At 38.4% G+C, this 16976-nt stretch carries 16 protein-coding genes; 3 read left to right on the forward strand and 13 right to left on the reverse strand.

From position 1 onward, the window contains the following. Positions 1 to 11: 11 nt before the first annotated feature. From ACP5Q2_RS02085 to ACP5Q2_RS02095, 3 genes are read left to right on the forward strand one after another with little or no spacing between them, the layout of a single operon-like run. Positions 12 to 1238 (forward strand): efflux RND transporter periplasmic adaptor subunit, encoded by a 1227-nt coding sequence (locus tag ACP5Q2_RS02085; protein WP_428096703.1) that lies wholly within the window; start codon positions 12 to 14, stop codon positions 1236 to 1238. Positions 1239 to 1246: 8 nt separating this feature from the next. Beyond that, a complete protein-coding gene (locus tag ACP5Q2_RS02090) occupies positions 1247 to 4423 on the forward strand; it encodes an efflux RND transporter permease subunit (protein WP_428096706.1) in 3177 nt (1058 codons plus the stop codon). Beyond that, entirely contained in the window at positions 4420 to 5847 is a 1428-nt protein-coding gene (locus tag ACP5Q2_RS02095; RefSeq protein ID WP_428096709.1) for an efflux transporter outer membrane subunit, read from the forward strand. Before ACP5Q2_RS02090 ends, ACP5Q2_RS02095 begins: the two co-directional genes overlap by 4 nt. 570 nt (positions 5848 to 6417) lie before the next feature. Here ACP5Q2_RS02095 and ACP5Q2_RS02100 read toward each other — a convergent pair. The 13 genes from ACP5Q2_RS02100 to rpiB are packed head-to-tail and all read right to left on the reverse strand — an operon-like array spanning position 6418 to position 16895. Next, a complete protein-coding gene (locus ACP5Q2_RS02100; RefSeq protein ID WP_428096712.1) occupies positions 6418 to 8070 on the reverse strand; it encodes a transglycosylase domain-containing protein in 1653 nt (550 codons plus the stop codon). Then, positions 8067 to 8660, reverse strand: coding sequence for an XTP/dITP diphosphatase (locus ACP5Q2_RS02105; protein WP_428096716.1), 594 nt, complete (start codon positions 8658 to 8660; stop codon positions 8067 to 8069). Before ACP5Q2_RS02105 ends, ACP5Q2_RS02100 begins: the two co-directional genes overlap by 4 nt. Further along, positions 8657 to 9373 carry a ribonuclease PH gene (rph, locus tag ACP5Q2_RS02110; protein ID WP_424606047.1) on the reverse strand — a complete coding sequence of 239 codons (717 nt, stop codon included), beginning with the start codon at positions 9371 to 9373 and terminating at the stop codon, positions 8657 to 8659. Before rph ends, ACP5Q2_RS02105 begins: the two co-directional genes overlap by 4 nt. After that, positions 9374 to 9862, reverse strand: coding sequence for a hypothetical protein (locus tag ACP5Q2_RS02115; RefSeq protein ID WP_428096719.1), 489 nt, complete (start codon positions 9860 to 9862; stop codon positions 9374 to 9376). 39 nt (positions 9863 to 9901) lie between these two features. Continuing rightward, complete coding sequence (locus ACP5Q2_RS02120; RefSeq protein WP_424606049.1) at positions 9902 to 10684, reverse strand: RnfABCDGE type electron transport complex subunit B; 783 nt, start codon at positions 10682 to 10684, stop codon at positions 9902 to 9904. Positions 10685 to 10696: 12 nt separating this feature from the next. Beyond that, entirely contained in the window at positions 10697 to 11272 is a 576-nt protein-coding gene (rsxA, locus tag ACP5Q2_RS02125) for an electron transport complex subunit RsxA (RefSeq protein ID WP_424606050.1), read from the reverse strand. Positions 11273 to 11280: 8 nt separating this feature from the next. Beyond that, the gene (gene rsxE, locus ACP5Q2_RS02130; protein WP_428096723.1) at positions 11281 to 11874 is read right to left on the reverse strand and encodes an electron transport complex subunit RsxE; all 594 of its coding nucleotides are present in this window, start codon (positions 11872 to 11874) and stop codon (positions 11281 to 11283) included. Next, on the reverse strand, positions 11871 to 12443 hold the full coding sequence (locus tag ACP5Q2_RS02135) for an RnfABCDGE type electron transport complex subunit G (RefSeq protein ID WP_424606052.1): 573 nt from the start codon (positions 12441 to 12443) through the stop codon (positions 11871 to 11873). The genes rsxE and ACP5Q2_RS02135 overlap by 4 nt, the downstream gene beginning before the upstream one ends. Then, positions 12433 to 13425: an RnfABCDGE type electron transport complex subunit D gene (locus ACP5Q2_RS02140; RefSeq protein WP_428096727.1), complete on the reverse strand. Its 993-nt coding sequence runs from the start codon at positions 13423 to 13425 to the stop codon at positions 12433 to 12435. Before ACP5Q2_RS02140 ends, ACP5Q2_RS02135 begins: the two co-directional genes overlap by 11 nt. After that, a complete protein-coding gene (gene rsxC / locus ACP5Q2_RS02145) occupies positions 13422 to 14723 on the reverse strand; it encodes an electron transport complex subunit RsxC (protein ID WP_428096729.1) in 1302 nt (433 codons plus the stop codon). The genes ACP5Q2_RS02140 and rsxC overlap by 4 nt, the downstream gene beginning before the upstream one ends. Before the next feature lie 2 nt (positions 14724 to 14725). Further along, positions 14726 to 15175, reverse strand: coding sequence for a deoxycytidylate deaminase (locus ACP5Q2_RS02150; RefSeq protein ID WP_428096732.1), 450 nt, complete (start codon positions 15173 to 15175; stop codon positions 14726 to 14728). Next, complete coding sequence (glyA, locus tag ACP5Q2_RS02155; protein WP_428096735.1) at positions 15172 to 16428, reverse strand: serine hydroxymethyltransferase; 1257 nt, start codon at positions 16426 to 16428, stop codon at positions 15172 to 15174. Before glyA ends, ACP5Q2_RS02150 begins: the two co-directional genes overlap by 4 nt. Then, on the reverse strand, positions 16425 to 16895 hold the full coding sequence (gene rpiB / locus ACP5Q2_RS02160; protein ID WP_424606057.1) for a ribose 5-phosphate isomerase B: 471 nt from the start codon (positions 16893 to 16895) through the stop codon (positions 16425 to 16427). Before rpiB ends, glyA begins: the two co-directional genes overlap by 4 nt. Positions 16896 to 16976: the final 81 nt, after the last annotated feature.

Raw genomic sequence — 16976 nt, forward strand, 5'->3', positions numbered from 1 at the left:
TGGAGGATATAATGGTAGCTAAACACTTTTTTAAGGGGATGTCATTTTTGGTCTTCTTTTTAGTAATTTTTGTGAGTGGATGTAATAGAGATAAGGGGGGTAAGCAGCCTCCTGCTGGCAGTGGGATGATGGTACCCAAGGTAAATTATTTAGAAGTTAAAAGCAAACCCATAGTCCTTACCACTGAATTACCAGGTAGGGTATCTGCATTTCAAACTGCTCCGATAGTACCTCAGGTGAGTGGTGTAGTAAAAAAACGTGTTTTTGTGGAGGGCACAGATGTAAAAAAAGGTGATCTCCTCTATATTATAGATACTTCTATATATGAATCAGCCCTTGAATCTGCAAAAGCAACTCTTGAAATGGCAAAAGCCAAGCTCCCTGCATTGGAAAAGCAGTTTGAAAGGTATAGTGAACTTATCAAAACAAAATCGATAAGTCAGCAGACTTACGATGATACCCTTTCTGCATTGCAGCAACTCAAAGCAAACATAAAGCTTTACGAATCTCAGGTGAAAAGCACCATGATAAACTTAGACCATTGCTATGTAAAGGCTCCTATTTCGGGTAGAATAGGTAAGTCATTTGTGACGGAAGGGGCTACGGTGGCTGCTTATCAACCTAATCCTATGGCGGAGATACAGTTTTTTGATCCTGTTTATGTGGATATTCCACGCTCCACCTACGAAATTACAAAACTTAAGAAAAAGATTGAAAGTGGCACTATCAAATATAATAAAAATTTGAGTAATAAGATTAAGTTGATACTTGATGATGGCTCTTTATATCCTTACGAGGGGGAATTGAAATTTAATGATGTAACTGTTGATCCTTCAACAGGTTCTGTTATTTTGAGAGCATCTTTTCCTAATAAAAATCAAACGCTGTTGCCAGGTATGTATGTAAGAGCGGTCATTAATGAAGGGGTAAAACAGAACGCTATTGTGGTGCCACAGGAAAGTGTGCAGAGGAATACCAAAGGGGAGCCTTTTGTCTATGTAGTGGGTAAGGATGGGAAAGCTGAAGTGAGGATGTTGGTTATTGAAAGGGCTATTCGGAATAAGTGGATTGTCAACAGTGGTCTAAATGTTGGTGATAAAGTTATCGTTTACGGTGTTCAATACGTTAGACCTGGTATGCCTGTTAATGCTGAACCTATTAATGAGGATAACGGTGAAGCTGGAGTTGATGGTTTAAACGATAAAAAAAGTTCAGCTAAAATATCCAATATCAAATAGGGGGAGGTATGTTTTCCAGATTCTTTTTGAAAAGACCTGTTTTTGCATGGGTAATTGCAATTTCGATAATGACTTTTGGTATTTTGGGGATAAAGTTTTTACCTGTATCTCAGTATCCGGAGATTGCTCCTCCTCTCATTTCTGTGGAAGCATTTTATCCTGGTGCTTCTGCCGAAACGGCGGAGAGTACCGTCACACAAATAATAGAGCAGAAGCTTACGGGGCTGGATGGACTCTGGTACATAAGCTCCAAAAGTAGCTCTTCCGGTCAGGTGAGAATAGAGCTAACTTTTGCTCCGGGGACAGATCCGGATATTGCATGGTCGAAGGTACAGAACAAAGTCCAGCTTGCCACTGCCAGTTTACCTGACGTTGTTCAGCAGCAGGGGGTCAAGGTGAGCAAGTCCACGAGAAATTACTTGCTCATAGTTGGGCTTGTGTCTGAGGATGGGAAATACAATGGAAATGATTTAAGGGATTATGCCAAGTCGAATCTGGAAAGCATTCTGGCAAGAGTGCCAGGTGTTGGGGAAGTGGAGGTTTTTGGTACAGAATATGCGATGAGAGTATGGCTTGATCCAGATAGACTTGTAAAATATAATCTAACGATAGAAGATGTTGCACAGGCTCTTAAATCTTACAACGTAGAGATTTCCGCAGGTCAATTTGGGGCGGCTCCGTCGGTAAAAGGTCAGAAGCTCAATGCGACTATTACGATAAGTCATTACCTGCGGACACCTGAAGAATTTTACAAAATTCCGGTTAGAATAAACAAAGATGGTAGTACAATATATATAAGAGATATTGGAAAAGTTGAACTTGGTACTGATAGATACGATATCAATGCCACATACAACGGTAAACCTGTGGCCATGCTGGCGGTGAGAAAACAATCATCAGCAAATTCCTTAGCAGTGGCAGGAAATATTAAGAAGAAATTGGCAGAAATGAGTAGATACTTTCCTCAAAATGTAAAGATTGTATACCCTTACGACACGACACCTTTTACAAAAGTTGCCATAGATGAGGTTATAAAGACTCTTTATGAGGCAGTTATTCTTGTGTTTATAGTGATGTTTGTGTTCCTTGGTAGTTTCAGAGCCACAATTATACCAACTATAGCTGTACCTGTTGTGGTACTTGGGACCTTTGGTATTATATGGTTGCTTGGGTTTACCGTGAATATGCTTACGATGTTTGCAATGGTCTTAGCCATAGGGTTACTTGTGGATGATGCGATTGTGGTGGTGGAAAATGTTGACCGGATTATGGAGGAGGAAGGTTTGTCACCCTATGAAGCCACCGCAAAGTCTATGGATGAAATTACCGGGGCTCTAATCGGTATAGGACTTGTACTTTCGGCAGTATTTTTGCCAATGGCTTTTTTCCCTGGATCCACGGGAATTATATATAGGCAGTTTTCCGTTACTGTGGCAGCTGCAATGCTTCTATCAGTGGTGGTAGCTCTGGTACTTACTCCGGTCTTATGTGCCACTATTTTAAAACCCAAGAAAAAAGGGGAAGAACATTACGAAGATGCCTTTTTTATATTCAGACCTTTTTTAAGACTATTTGACTATATCTTAAGTAAAGGTAGGAATCTATATCTAAAAACGGTGGGTTATACACTTGCAAAAAAGATAAGATTTATAATATTATACGTTGTTATAGTTGGGGTTACCGGTTATCTTTTTATAAATATGAAAACAGGCTATCTTCCGAATGAGGATCAGGGAATACTCTTTGTGCAGGCGATATTACCCTCAGGGGCTACGATGGAACAGACGGATAGAGTTTTAAATAAGGTGGCCAAATATATCGAGGAAAACGAAAAGGGAACCATAGAATCTTTTGCAGCAATTACTGGTTTCTCCTTTGGGGGTCAAGCGCAGAATGTGGGACTCGGTTTTATTAAATTGAAAGATTGGAAAGAGAGAAAACGAGCTGACCTATCGGCTTTTGCGGTGGCTGGAAGATTGATGAGGTACTGCTCTACAATTAATGAAGCTATGGTATTTGCTTTTTTACCGCCACCTATTATTGAGCTTGGTAATGCGGCTGGTTTCGATTTTCAGATGCTGGATTACGGTGGAATAGGTTACCAGAAGTTAATAGAAGTGAGAAATCAGTTACTTTTTATGGCTATGCAGGATAAAAGATTGGTGAGGGTAAGGCCAAATGGCATGGATCCGGTGGCGCAATATAAAATAGATGTTGATTGGGAAAAATCGGGATCTCTTCAGTTGCCCATAACATCCATAAATGCAAACATATCTGCGGCTTTTGGTGGATTGTATGTAAACAATTTTGTGAAAAATGGAAGGGTAAAAAGGGTTTACCTGCAATATGAAGCACCTTACAGAATGTTGCCGGAGGATCTTAATAGGATTTATGTAAGAAATGCTGAGGGGAAGATGGTGCCTTTTTCATCTTTTGCTACTGGAAAATGGGTGTATGGTGCACAACAGCTTGAACGATACAACGGCTTTCCATCCATCAATATCGTGGGAGAGCCAGCATTCGGTTTGAGCTCCGGCGATGCTATAAATATTATGGAGGAGCTTGCGGCAAAACTTCCAAAAGAGGTTGGATTTGCCTGGACTGGACTTTCCTACCAGGAGAAGATGGCCACAAACCAGGGGCTACTGGTGTATGGTTTTGCTATTTTTGTTATATTTATGGTGCTTGCTGCTCTTTATGAAAGCTGGCCTATACCGATAGCTATAATGTTGAGTATGCCCTTAGGAGTGATAGGTGGTATAATAGCCACAAAATATAGGGGTTTTGATAATGACGTATATTTTCAAATAGGTCTTGTGACGATATTGGGGCTTACAACCAAGAATGCAATTTTGATAGTACAATTTGCAAGGGAAAGGATTGATGCAGGATATAAGCTGTTGGATGCTGTGCTTGAAGCAGCAAAATTGAGACTTAGACCTATTTTAATGACATCTTTTGCCTTTGGGTTTGGTGTGTTGCCTCTTGCATTATCAAAAGGTGCAGGTGCAGGTGCCCAAAATGCCATAGGTACTGTTGTAGTGGGCGGTACAATAACATCTACGTTTCTTGCTACGATACTTATTCCTTTATTTTATGTTGTGATATATAAATTACTTGGAAAGCGTAGTAAAGAAGTTGATATCAGGTATGAAATTTATAAAGAAATAGGAGGGGAAAAATGAAAAAAAGGATGATGGTGCCATTTTTGTTTCTGTTTTTTTTGTCATCATGTAGCTTTATCCCTGAATATTCGAAACCAGATCTCCCCATACCACAAAAATTTCCTTCAGATGGGGTTTATGCTAATATAAATTTTGATAATAGTTCTGAAGTATATAATTTAAAATGGCAGGAGTTTTTCAGTGATGAAAAGCTGAAAAAGATTATCGAGCTGGGGCTTAAAAACAACAAAGATTTGAAAATAGCTGCGTTTAATCTGGAATCAGCAAGGTTGATGTATGGTATTAAAAGAGCGGAGCTCTATCCATCATTATACGGATCTGGTGGTGTGATCAGAAGTAGAGTATCAGATGACTTTTCACCGAAAGGTAAAGGGTCTCCTCAGGATCAATATAATGTAAATTTTGGATTAGCAGAATGGGAGATAGATTTTTTTGGAAGGATAAGAAGTCTAAAGGAAAGTGCTCTTGAGCAGTTTTTTGCCACAAAAGAAAATAAAAGAGCTGTACAGATAGCATTAATTTCGGAATTATCCAGAAGTTATATCACGCTTGCGGTGGACAGAGAAAATTATAGTATTACAAGAAGGTTATATGATATAGCCTATGAAAATTATAAAATGGTGCAGAGTCAGTATAACGTGGGGCTTGCTACTGAAATCGATTTAAATAGATCCCAGATAGCTCTGGATACCATAAAAGTTAGCCTCTCGAAGTTTGAACAGATTATAGAGTTAGATAAAAATGCTATCAATTATCTGGTTGGGGGGAAAGTGGATGATTCATTGTTTCCGGATGGGTTAACTAACATTCAGGTAATGAGGGATTTTTCTCCTAATTTATCGTCGGTTGTCCTGTTAAACCGTCCGGATATAATGGCTGCTGAGCATCAGCTAAAAGCTGCAAATGCAAATATTGGAGCTGCCAGAGCAGCGATATTTCCAAGGATCTCACTGCTGGCTGGTGTAGGTATGGCAAGCACTGAGCTTACACGTTTGTTTGACTCAGGATCTCATACATGGAATATTGGTGGAAATATCTCCGTTCCACTTTTTGATGCAAGAGTGTGGCAGGGGTATGAACTGAGTAAGATACAAAAAGAGCTGTATATTGCGCAATATGAGAAAACCATACAGGCTGCTTTCAAAGAGGTGATGGATCTTCTTGTGGTAAGGGGAACAATAGACTTGCAGATAGAATCGCAAAAAAATCTTATAAATTCACTGGAAAAAAATTATACCATTTCCAATCAGTTGTATACTCAGGGGGTGGAAAGCTTTTTCTCCGTTCTTGATGCCACAAGAAATCTTCTTCAGGCAAAGCAATCCCTTTTAAATCTTGAACTTGCCAAAAGGGTAAACCATGTAAGGCTTTATTCGGCTCTTGGTGGTGGTGGAAACGTTGAGGAGGAACCGGAGAAGAAATAGATTATAAATTTTACCATAGAAGACACGGAAAAGCTTGGGGAAAGAAAATAGATTGAATTTCTGTTTTTATGTAGAGACGCCCAATTTGGCAGTCTCTACAACATCAATTGGGAAAAAATGGAAACAAGAGACATTAGGGTCAACCAATCCAAAAGAATCTGCACAATAAAAATAAGAAATATTGAACCAAATTTTCAATGGCAATCACGTTTTATGAACGTATAATTAGAAATGAAAACTCCTATAGTAAAATTGCAGAATATATTTTAAATAATCCAGTAAAATGAGAACTGGATGATTATTATGAACAAAATAACCGGAAATATCTATATAATCTTGTCAGTCCTCGCTGTTGAAATCTATTAATCATTATCCTGGGATGGATTCTAAAAAAGTAATAATGACTATTTATTTTATCTCTCAAATTATTGAGTATCTATAAAGTTATATCTATTTGATTATAAAAGCAGATGGGAGATTTTTAGCTTCATCTTCGTTTTAGATTAAAACAAAATTAAATTGTGAACTGACATTATCAGAGGGATTAACCAAAAAATATTATAAACTAATTTATTCCATAGGAGTAATCAGAGATCTTTGAATTCGAGCCACGAGGGGGGCGGCAAGGCTTCCGCCGGTATCTTTTTCTCCCATTGTTTTATAATCGTCTCTTCCTATCCAGACCACGATTACATATTTATCGTATACTGAGGCAAACCAGACATCTCTTGAGTCATTTGTGGTGCCTGTTTTCCCGTATGTACCTTTCAAAAGGCCAGTGCCTCTTGCGGTCCCTATTTTTACTACCTTTTTTAATATCTCTTGAATAGTTTTTACCGTTTCTTCAGATACTATCCTTTCTTCATTACCATCTAATGGTGTTATACTTGCGTTATCAGTATTTTCAATCGATTTTACAAAACCTATCCTCTTTTTAATTCCATTGTTTGCAATCACACTAAAATATTTTGCAATCTGTAAAACAGTGTATTCCCCTGACCCAAGGCAGAATCCCAGAAGGGGTTTTGCTTCGAGCCCAAGTTTTTGTGCCATATTTGCTACATTATTCAGTCCGGTTTTTAATGCCACCTGCAAAGTGCCATTGTTTAGTGAATATATAAGTGCATTTTCAACTTTTGTTTTACCCATATAAAAATCATCAAAATTTTTAGGTGAATATGCATTTTTCCCTTTTCCAAAAGTGGTGGGTTTGTCTTCAATAATATCTGATGGTTTTATGCCATTTTCAAATGCTGCCAGGTATACCACCGGTTTGAAGATAGAACCAACCTGCCGTTTTAAATTAAGGGCACGATTTATCCTGCTATTTTCCTGTTTCCCACCATAGAGGGTTATTATTTCCCCTTTTGATGAGTCAATTACAACACCTGCTGATTGTAGTTTGGGGTCTTTATTTTCAAAATAATCATTCAGTACTTTTTTGACCTTTTCATAAGCATCTGGATCAAACGATGTGTGGATAATTGCTTTGTGAGCAATTCTATCAAGCCCATACTCTTCAAGCTCCTTAATTATGGCATCAGTTATGTGGGGATATTGGTTCAGGTTTATCTTGTTTTTTACAAGTCTCAGCTGAGAATTGTCATTTATCTTAAATATATCGGTTTTGTAATCCTCAAAAGTCAGCTGGGGATTATCTTTTTCTTCAATTTTATAAAAGAGATAAATTTTTTCATTTATGGTTAGATCACCGTAGGGTCTACCGAAAAGATAATTTGACAACCCCTGTAGTCCATATATTTTCGAAGAATAGTTTATTTTATCCAGAATAGCTTTGTCTACAAACTTTTTATTTCCATAATCTATTATATATTTATATACGCCATATCTTTTAAAAATATTATCTGGCAAATTATCCATGCACCCGGTGTGAAATTCTTTTAACATATTATAATCAATAATAAATATTGTAGTAAATAATCGGTTTAACTTCTCTTTGGGGTTGCATCTGCGATCTAAAAATTGTTGGGATATATTATCCAACTCATCCAGTGATAATTCACCACCAAAGACTATTGTTTTGGAGAAAAAAGGGTCACCATTTTTATCGACGAATGTCAATTCTTTGTCTTCCGGGTTTTTATGTGTTATAAATGTTGAATAATAAATTTCACCTGATTGAATAAAATTTTTTCTAACAAAGTATAATATAAATACTGAAATTAATATTAAAGCTAATAAAATGTATAATGCTCTTTTCATTTCAGACGATTTTGCTCAAGATATCTTTTTAAAGAGATAAGCGCCTTAAATCGATGGCTGATCCGATTTTTCTCTTCGGGAGAAAGCTCCGCCATATGCCTGCCATCTGGTAAGACAAAAATAGGATCATAGCCGAAACCATTTGTACCTTTGTATTCATATCCTATAAAACCGTGGCATTCCCCCTGTGTGGTGGTGATCAATTTACCACCTTTAGCAAGGGCTATTACACAGACATATTTTGCGGTTCTTTTATCCATAGGTAGATTGCCTAATTTTTCCAATAGAAGCTTATTGTTTTCGTCATCAGTTGCATTTTCCCCTGCAAATCGTGCAGAATATACTCCTGGTGCACCACCTAAGGCATCCACCATTATTCCGGAATCGTCTGCAATTACGTAATGGTCTATCAATTTTGATATCTCCACCGCCTTTAAAATGGCGTTTTCTTCAAAACTATTGCCTGATTCTTCTATATCCATATCTTTTACATAATCGTAGGCTGATTCTATTTCATAGTTTGAATTGAAGAAAATTTCACTTATTTCCCTCAATTTGTGCCTGTTTTTGGTGGATAAGAGGATCTTCATTTTAGATTTAGAACCCTCTTTTGAATATCGATTAGCTGGTTTATGCCATTAAGCCCGAGATCTATCATTCTATTTAACATATCTTTGTCAAATGTTCCTTTTTCCGATGTCCCCTGTATCTCAATTATTTCCGATTTCTCATTGGCTATAAGATTGATATCCACTTCGGCATTAGAGTCCTCTTCATAATTAAGATCCAACATGAGCTCACCATTTACGATCCCAAGACTTACGGCTGCCACAAGAGACTTAATAGGGCAATCTATCTGAAGCTCTTCTGATAGTTTCTGAGCGGCAATATATAGAGCTAAAAAACCGCCTGTTATGGATGCTGTTCTGGTACCACCATCTGCCTGTATAACATCGCAATCAATGGTTATCGTTCTTTCACCTATAAGGCTAAGATCTATAGCGCTTCTGAGGGATCTTCCGATTAACCTTGAAATCTCCTGAGTTCTGCCGGTTAATTTACCTTTCTGGGATTCCCGCTGATTTCTCGTATGGGTGGAGCAGGGGAGCATCGAATATTCTGATGTTAGCCAACCTGTGCCCGACCCTTTTAAAAAAGGTGGGACACCTTCTGATATTGTGGCATTGCAAATTACTTTTGTTTCGCCATATTCTATTAAAACTGAACCCTGTGGGTATCTGATATAATCTTTTACCACCCGGATATCCCTTAGCTGGTCATTTAATCTACCATCATTTCTCATCTATTCCCCCAATACTATTAGATTTTCCCCTTCTACAGTAAATAATAGATCAGTCCTCATCTCTGTAAATGGTGAGTCCCCACTGAAAATGATTCTAAATCTTTTTGCCTCCGGTATATTGAGTTTTACAGTATTGAATATCTGAAGTAGCATTTTTGATTCCTGAAAAGAGGATAAACTTTCTTTTGAACCGTCAAATCGAGCATAAACAGTGGCTATGGAATCTTTTTTATCATACTCCACTTTAGTAAATTTCAATTCTTTTGGTATTTCACTGAACCCTTTTTCGGATGAATCGTGGAGTTTATTTAGGGCATTCAAAGCTGAAGATTCTTTAGTGATCACTGGTGCAATGATTTTCACAGATTCATCAACGTTATTCAATGTTTTATTATCTATAACGGATCTCTTGACCGTTTTAGGATAAAATATATAACCTATTATCAGCCCTATGGCTACTATTAATATAAATATGGCATATTTTTTCATATCTTTAATAATATACAAAAACTAAATTTTGTAAATATATCAAAACTCATTTATAGCTTTTGTGGGGCAAACCTCTTTGCATTTACCACAGTTGATACACTTATCGGGATCTATATAGGCTAAGTTGTTTTCAACGGTGATGGCATCCACAGGGCAATTCTTCTGGCAGAGTTTACATGCTATGCAGGCGACTTTGCAGAAATTTTTTGCATCAGCCCCTTTATCTAAGGATCTGCAGGTGACGGTAAATCTTTTATCAAAAGGAACTATCTCTATAAGTTTTCTCGGACAGGCTTTTACACAGGCACCACATGCCGTGCATTTTTCAGTATCCACAATCGGTATCCCTTCATTTCCAATGTAAATAGCATCAAATTTGCATGTGGTGACACAGCTACCTCCACCAACACATCCGTAGATACATTGTTTTGTACCGCCCGCAAGCATTACGATGCTGTGACAGTCTCCGGGGCCATCATATTGATATTTCTCCTGGCAGTTTGAATGTCCACCGTTGCATCTTACCCTTGCAACTTTTTTAATCGATGCTGAAAACTCCACCCCCAATATCTCAGCCACTTTTTGGGCAACATCGTTCCCCCCCACAGGACAACCATTAACCTGGGCTGAACCTTTTATTAAAGCATCTGCAAATGCAGCACATCCAGGATAACCACAACCTCCGCAATTGGCTGATGGTAATACCTCTATAATTTTTTCTATCCTTTCATCCTTTTCCACTGAAAATTTTTTCGAGGCTATCAAAAGTCCAGTTCCAGCTACCGTGCCAGCTAAACCTAAAACAATTATTGCATCTATCATGACCCTTTCCCCCTATTTTACCAGACCGCTAAATCCCATGAAGGCAAGGGAAAGTATACCGGCGGTAATAAGTGTGATTGGCAAACCCCTGAAGTAAAACGGGATGTCTGATAATTCAATCCTTTCTCTAATGCCAGCAAAAATTGTTAAGGAAAGGGCAAAGCCGAAAGCTGATCCTATGGTGAATATGAGCATTTTTACAAAACTAAAATTGTTCTGGATATTCAATATGGCTGAACCTAATACTGCACAATTAGTCGTAATAAGCGGTAAGAATATCCCAAGACTGCTGTACAATGCAGGGGATGTTTTTTCTATCACCATCTCAACAAACTGTACCAGTGCGGCAATTACCAGAATAAATATAATAGTCTGAAGGTATCCCAAATTCAAAGGGTTTAAAATTCCATACTGGATAATCCATGTGACTATACCTGCAACCCCCATCACAAATATAACCGCCAGAGACATACCTATTGAGGTATCTAATTTTTTGGAAACACCTATGAAGGGGCATATGCCTAAAAATCTTGATAAAACAAAGTTATTTACGATACTTGCAGAGATGAATAGCAGGATGTATTCCATATGTTACCTCAATTCTTTTTTCTTTTTTCAAAGTATGCTATCATAAACATTATAAAGCCGAGCCCGATAAAAGCTCCCGGAGGAAGAATCATAACTATTGCCGGACTATAAGATCCGCCAAAGATATTTATCCCAATTATAGATCCATTACCCAATATTTCCCTCAGTGATCCCAGAATGGTTAGGGCAAGGGTAAATCCGAGTCCTATTCCAAACCCGTCAAGTATTGAAGAGAATACAGAGTTTTTTGATGCAAAGCTTTCAGCTCTTCCCAAAATAATACAGTTTACTACGATTAAAGGTATAAATAGACCCAATACCTTGTGCAGATCATGTAGATATGCATTCATAATAAGGTCCACAATAGTTACAAAACTGGCTATGACTACTATGAAAACAGGGATTCTTACTTTTGAAGGGACTATGTTTTTTATCATCGATATTACCGCATTAGAGCATATAAGTACAAAAGTCGTGGCAAGCCCCATACCCAAACCATTTTTTACTGAGGTGGTAACTGCAAGTGTTGGGCACGTTCCTAATACTTGTTTAAAAACTCCATTATTTTTCCAAAGTCCATCGATAAATGGGGAAAATCTCATTTTCCGCCTCCTGATATCTTGCTATTTGTGATAACTTTGTCATTTATAAATCTGACTGCTTCGGTGACTGCTTCGCAAACAGCCCGTGGGCTGATCGTTGCACCACTGAATTGATCTATTATCCCACCATCTTTCTTAACCATTATTTTATCAGATTTACCTAAGCCTTTGAAGCTATTTTTAAAACTGTCGGTTTCGATTTTAGATCCCAGTCCAGGTGTTTCGGCATGTTTCAATATCTCTACCCCGGATACTTTGCCAGATTTATCAATCCCCACAAGTATATCAATATCTCCGCTGTAACCTTTGGATGATTTACTTTTTATGGCAAAGCCCACTAAGGAGCCATCTTCTTTTGCTATGTACACCTCTTTACCTTCCAGCTCTACTTTTTCCTGATCCGGTTTGTTATTATGCTTAGGTAATACGATATTTAAAGCTTTCAACATTTCCTGACGGTAGGCTTCTTCTATCTTTTCTTTTGTACTACTAAATGTGAATGCAAGCAGAAATGCAGCAATAGCTGAAACAATGGCAGGTATGTATATAAGATTAAGATTATTTTTCATTTATTGCCTCCCCGAAGCTTTTGGGCCTAAGGTAGTAATCTATTAATGGAACAAAAGCATTCATTATGAGAATTGCAAAGGAGACCCCTTCAGGATAGCTTCCAAATATTCTTATGATTGCTGTGATCAACCCACATCCGAATCCAAATATCACTTGACCTTTTTTGGTTACAGGACTTGTCACCATATCTGTGGCCATAAAGAATACTCCCAACATTAGTCCCCCAGTGGTCAAATGAACTATGGGGTTTAAAGTTTTTTCAGGGTATATAACCCAGTATGGTACAACTACTATGAGAAATCCTACAAGATATGACAATGGAATATGATAGCTGATTATTTTTTTTATCAAAAGATATATTCCACCTAAAATAAGGGCAAATGCTGCCACCTCGCCAAGAGAACCAGCCATATAACCGCCGAAGTAATTTAATAGATCATTATATTCTCCCACTATTTTCCCATGGGATATAATTTCAGCCTTTGCTTGTCCCAGCGGTGTGGCGGTGCTTACCGCATCGAAAAAAAACGATTTATGAAGAGGTACCGGCTTTATCCAGGCTGTCATCTGAGATGGCCAAGAGATTAAGAGAAACACTCTTGCAACAAGGGCTGGATTGAATGGGTTTTGCCCTAAGCCACCGTATATCTGTTTACTGACTATTATTGCAATGAATGACCCCACAGCTATCAGCCACCAGGGTGAATTAGGGGGGAGATTCATTGCAAGCAGTATTGCTGTCACAAGGGCGCTGTTGTCGTGAAGGGTAATCTCTCTTTTTCTTATTTTCTGAAAGAGATATTCAAAAAATAGGGTAAAAAAAATGGTTAGAGCATAAGTCTTTACTGCATATGCACCAAAAAAATATATCGATACAGCAACTGCCGGAAGTAATGCATATACTACGTGCAGCATAACCTTTGATGTTGTCATTTCATCTCTAATGTGGGGGGAAAAGGTTACTAAAAGTTTGTCGCTCATTTTTGTGCCCTCTGTCTTAAAATATTCATCACCTGACGTTTTGCTGTTTTGAAATACCCCACCAATGGTCGTCTGGAAGGGCATACATAACTGCAGCAACCACACTCAATGCAGTTTACAACATGCCAATCTATCAATTTTTCGTACATTTCGTTGAGGCTAAACTGCTCCATGATGGCAGGGACGAGCCCCATTGGACATGCTTCCACACATCTTCCACATCGGATACAGCTTGTTTTTCTCATATCCGGCAAATCTTCTTCTCTTAACACGATCACTCCATTGGTACCTTTGGTGGTGGGGGTATCCAGTGAAGATGCAGCGAATCCCGTCATGGGACCACCTATGATTATCTTCTTAGGTTTTCCGACAAAACCTCCACAGAAATCGATCAGTTTCGATATAGGTGTACCAATTTTGACAAGGATATTTTTAGGCTCTTTCACTGCGCCTGTGACGGTCACAACCCTCTCAAAGAGAGGCTTACCAAATGTCCAAGCTTCAAATATCGCTTTGAAAGTGCCCACATTATGAACTATTACCCCAACATCCAGCGGTAATTTCCCCTCCGGTACTATTCTGCCAGTGGTGACAAATATAAGTTGTTTTTCGCCGCCCTGAGGATATTTTGAATGTAAGAGATGTAATTCAAAATTGTATTTAGTCTGGTATTTTTCAAACTCTCTGTAAGCATCTAATTTATTATCTTCTATCCCTACTATGAGACGTTCTATGGAAAGCTTTTCCTTTACGAGCAGTGCACCCAACAATATTTCTTCTGTATTTTCAATCATTAGTCTATGATCGCACGTTAAAAAAGGCTCGCATTCGGCACCATTTACTATTAAAGTATCGACTTTTTTGGGAGGGGAAAGCTTGACATGGCTTGGGAATGTTGCACCACCCAAACCCACTATTCCTGCTGCTGATATGGTATCCTGAAATTTATCAAATTTTTCTATTTTCAAAAAATCGTCATTTGTCTCTTTTATGATAAGCTTTATTGCAGGGACATTTCCCGCAATAGGGTTTGGTGCCAATGTGATACCATCCACCTCTCCGGTAAAGGGTGAGTGGAGATTACTACTGATAAATCCACCGGAAGAAGCTATCAACTGCCCTTTTTTTACAACATCTTTCTTTTTTACTATCTCTTTAGAGGGTGCACCGAGGTGCTGGGTTATGGGAATTGTTAAAGATTCCCCTATGGAATATGGGAGGATTTCGATCTTTTTCCCAGCAGTTTTCTCCTTGTTGTAATCAGGGTGTATACCTCCGTAAAATGAGTGTTTTTGCATCTTCATCCCCTATTATTGAATTTTCTTACAATGATATCTGTTTCTTTCAATAATTCATCCGCAAGAGGATCATCATAGTATTCCATGTAGACTATCTCTTTAATTCCGGCATTGATAATCATTTTTGTACATATGGAGCATGGTTTAGCATTTGTATATATGATGGATCCGTCTATCGGTGTACCATATTTTGATGCTTGAATAATGGCATTCTGCTCAGCATGTAGCCCTCTACAAAGCTCATGTCTCTGCCCTGATGGGACATTTAACTTTGCCCTTAAGCATCCTTTTTCAGAACAATGGGAGATTTTTGATGGGACACCATTATATCCGGTGGCAAGTATACGGTTGTCCTTTACTATAACGGCACCTACCTGTCTTCTGATGCAGGTAGACCTTTCTTTTACAACTTCTATGATATTAAAAAAGTATTCATCCCAGCTGGGTCTCAATATAATTTACTCCTATACAATGGGAATTGCTTGCATAGTTCCAATACTTTACTTTTTACATCATTAATGTTTGAATCACTTTTGATATCAGATAAAACCTGGGCTATGAGATCTCCTATAAAATCCATCTCTGATTCTTTCATACCTCTGGTGGTTACGGCTGGTGTACCAATCCTCACACCACTTGTGACAAAAGGGGATCTCGTTTCGAATGGTACGGTATTTTTATTGACTGTGATATTTGCCCTTCCCAGTGCCTCTTCAGCTTCTTTACCTGTTATGTCAGAATTACTTAAATTGATCAACATGAGATGATTATCGGTGCCACCTGATACCAGCTTAAAGCCATGTTTCATGAGCCTTTCGGATAATCTTTTGGCGTTTTTTACTATCTGATGCTGGTAAGTCTTGAATTCTTCAGACATTGCCTCCTTGAGGGCAACAGCTTTGGCTGCTATTACATGCATGAGGGGCCCCCCCTGGATTCCGGGGAAAATTTGAGAATTTAATGTTTTGGCGTATTCTTCTTTGCAAAGTATAAGCCCACCCCTTGGACCCCTTAAAGTTTTATGTGTGGTAGTTGTTACAAAATCAGCATAGGGAACAGGGGAAGGATGTGCACCGGCGGCTACCAATCCGGCTATGTGTGCCATATCCACCACCAATATGGCGCCTATTTTATCAGCAATTTCTCTAAATTTTTTGAAGTCGATGATTCTGGGGTATGCACTTGCTCCAACCATTATGAGTTTAGGTTTCTGATCTACGGCAAGCTTTTCTGCCTCATCGTAGTCTATTGTCTCAGTTTCTTTATTCACTCCGTATGAGATAACATTAAAAAGTTTCCCGGAAAAGTTTACCGGGCTTCCGTGGGTGAGGTGTCCTCCATGGGAAAGATTCATCCCCATTATGGTATCACCAGGTTTTAGTACTGCAAAGTATACAGCCATATTGGCTTGACTGCCGGAATGTGCTTGGACATTTGCATGCTCTGCACCAAAAAGCTCTTTAGCCCTTTTGATGGCAAGCTCTTCCGCAATGTCAACAAACTCACAGCCACCATAATACCTTTTTGCTGGATAACCTTCGGCATATTTGTTTGTCATGATAGAGCCCTGTACTTCCAAAACAGCTGGGCTGACAAAATTTTCACTGGCAATAAGCTCTATATGTGTCTCCTGCCTTTCGATCTCTTTCATCAGGGCATCATAAATTTCTGGATCTGTTTGTTTTACTGCATTATAAAGGTTCATTTTTCACCTTCCGTATATTTTTTCCAAAAATTTTTTGCATATTCGTCTATTTTTGCAATTCTTCTTTCGTGTCTTCCCCCTTCAAAATCGGTGGAAAGCCATGTATCAACGATTTCTTTTGCGAGCTCTACACCTATGAGCCTTCCTCCCATTGCGAGGATATTGGCATCGTTGTGAAGTCTGCTAAGTTTCGCAGTGTAAGGATCCCAGCAAAGGGCGGCTCTTATCCCCGGAAATCTATTTGCAGTTATGGATATACCTATTCCAGAGCCACACATAATTATTGATCTATCAGCTTCTTTCATCAGGATACTTTCCACTGCTTTTAAAGCAAAATCCGGATAATCCACAGATTCGGATGAAAACGTACCAAGGTCTATTACATCATAATGTTTGGACTTTAAGTATGAAAATATTGAGTTTTTTAGCTCGAAACCACCATGATCTGCTGCTAAAGATATCCTCATTCGTCAACCTTTAACTATATTATTTTTACAGGTATTGCTTTACTATTTAGCATTTTTAAATAAATATCATCAAAAGGTCAA

This window comes from Calditerrivibrio sp., from assembly GCF_049968475.1.
Taxonomy (GTDB): Bacteria; Chrysiogenota; Deferribacteres; order Deferribacterales; family Calditerrivibrionaceae; genus Calditerrivibrio; species Calditerrivibrio nitroreducens_A.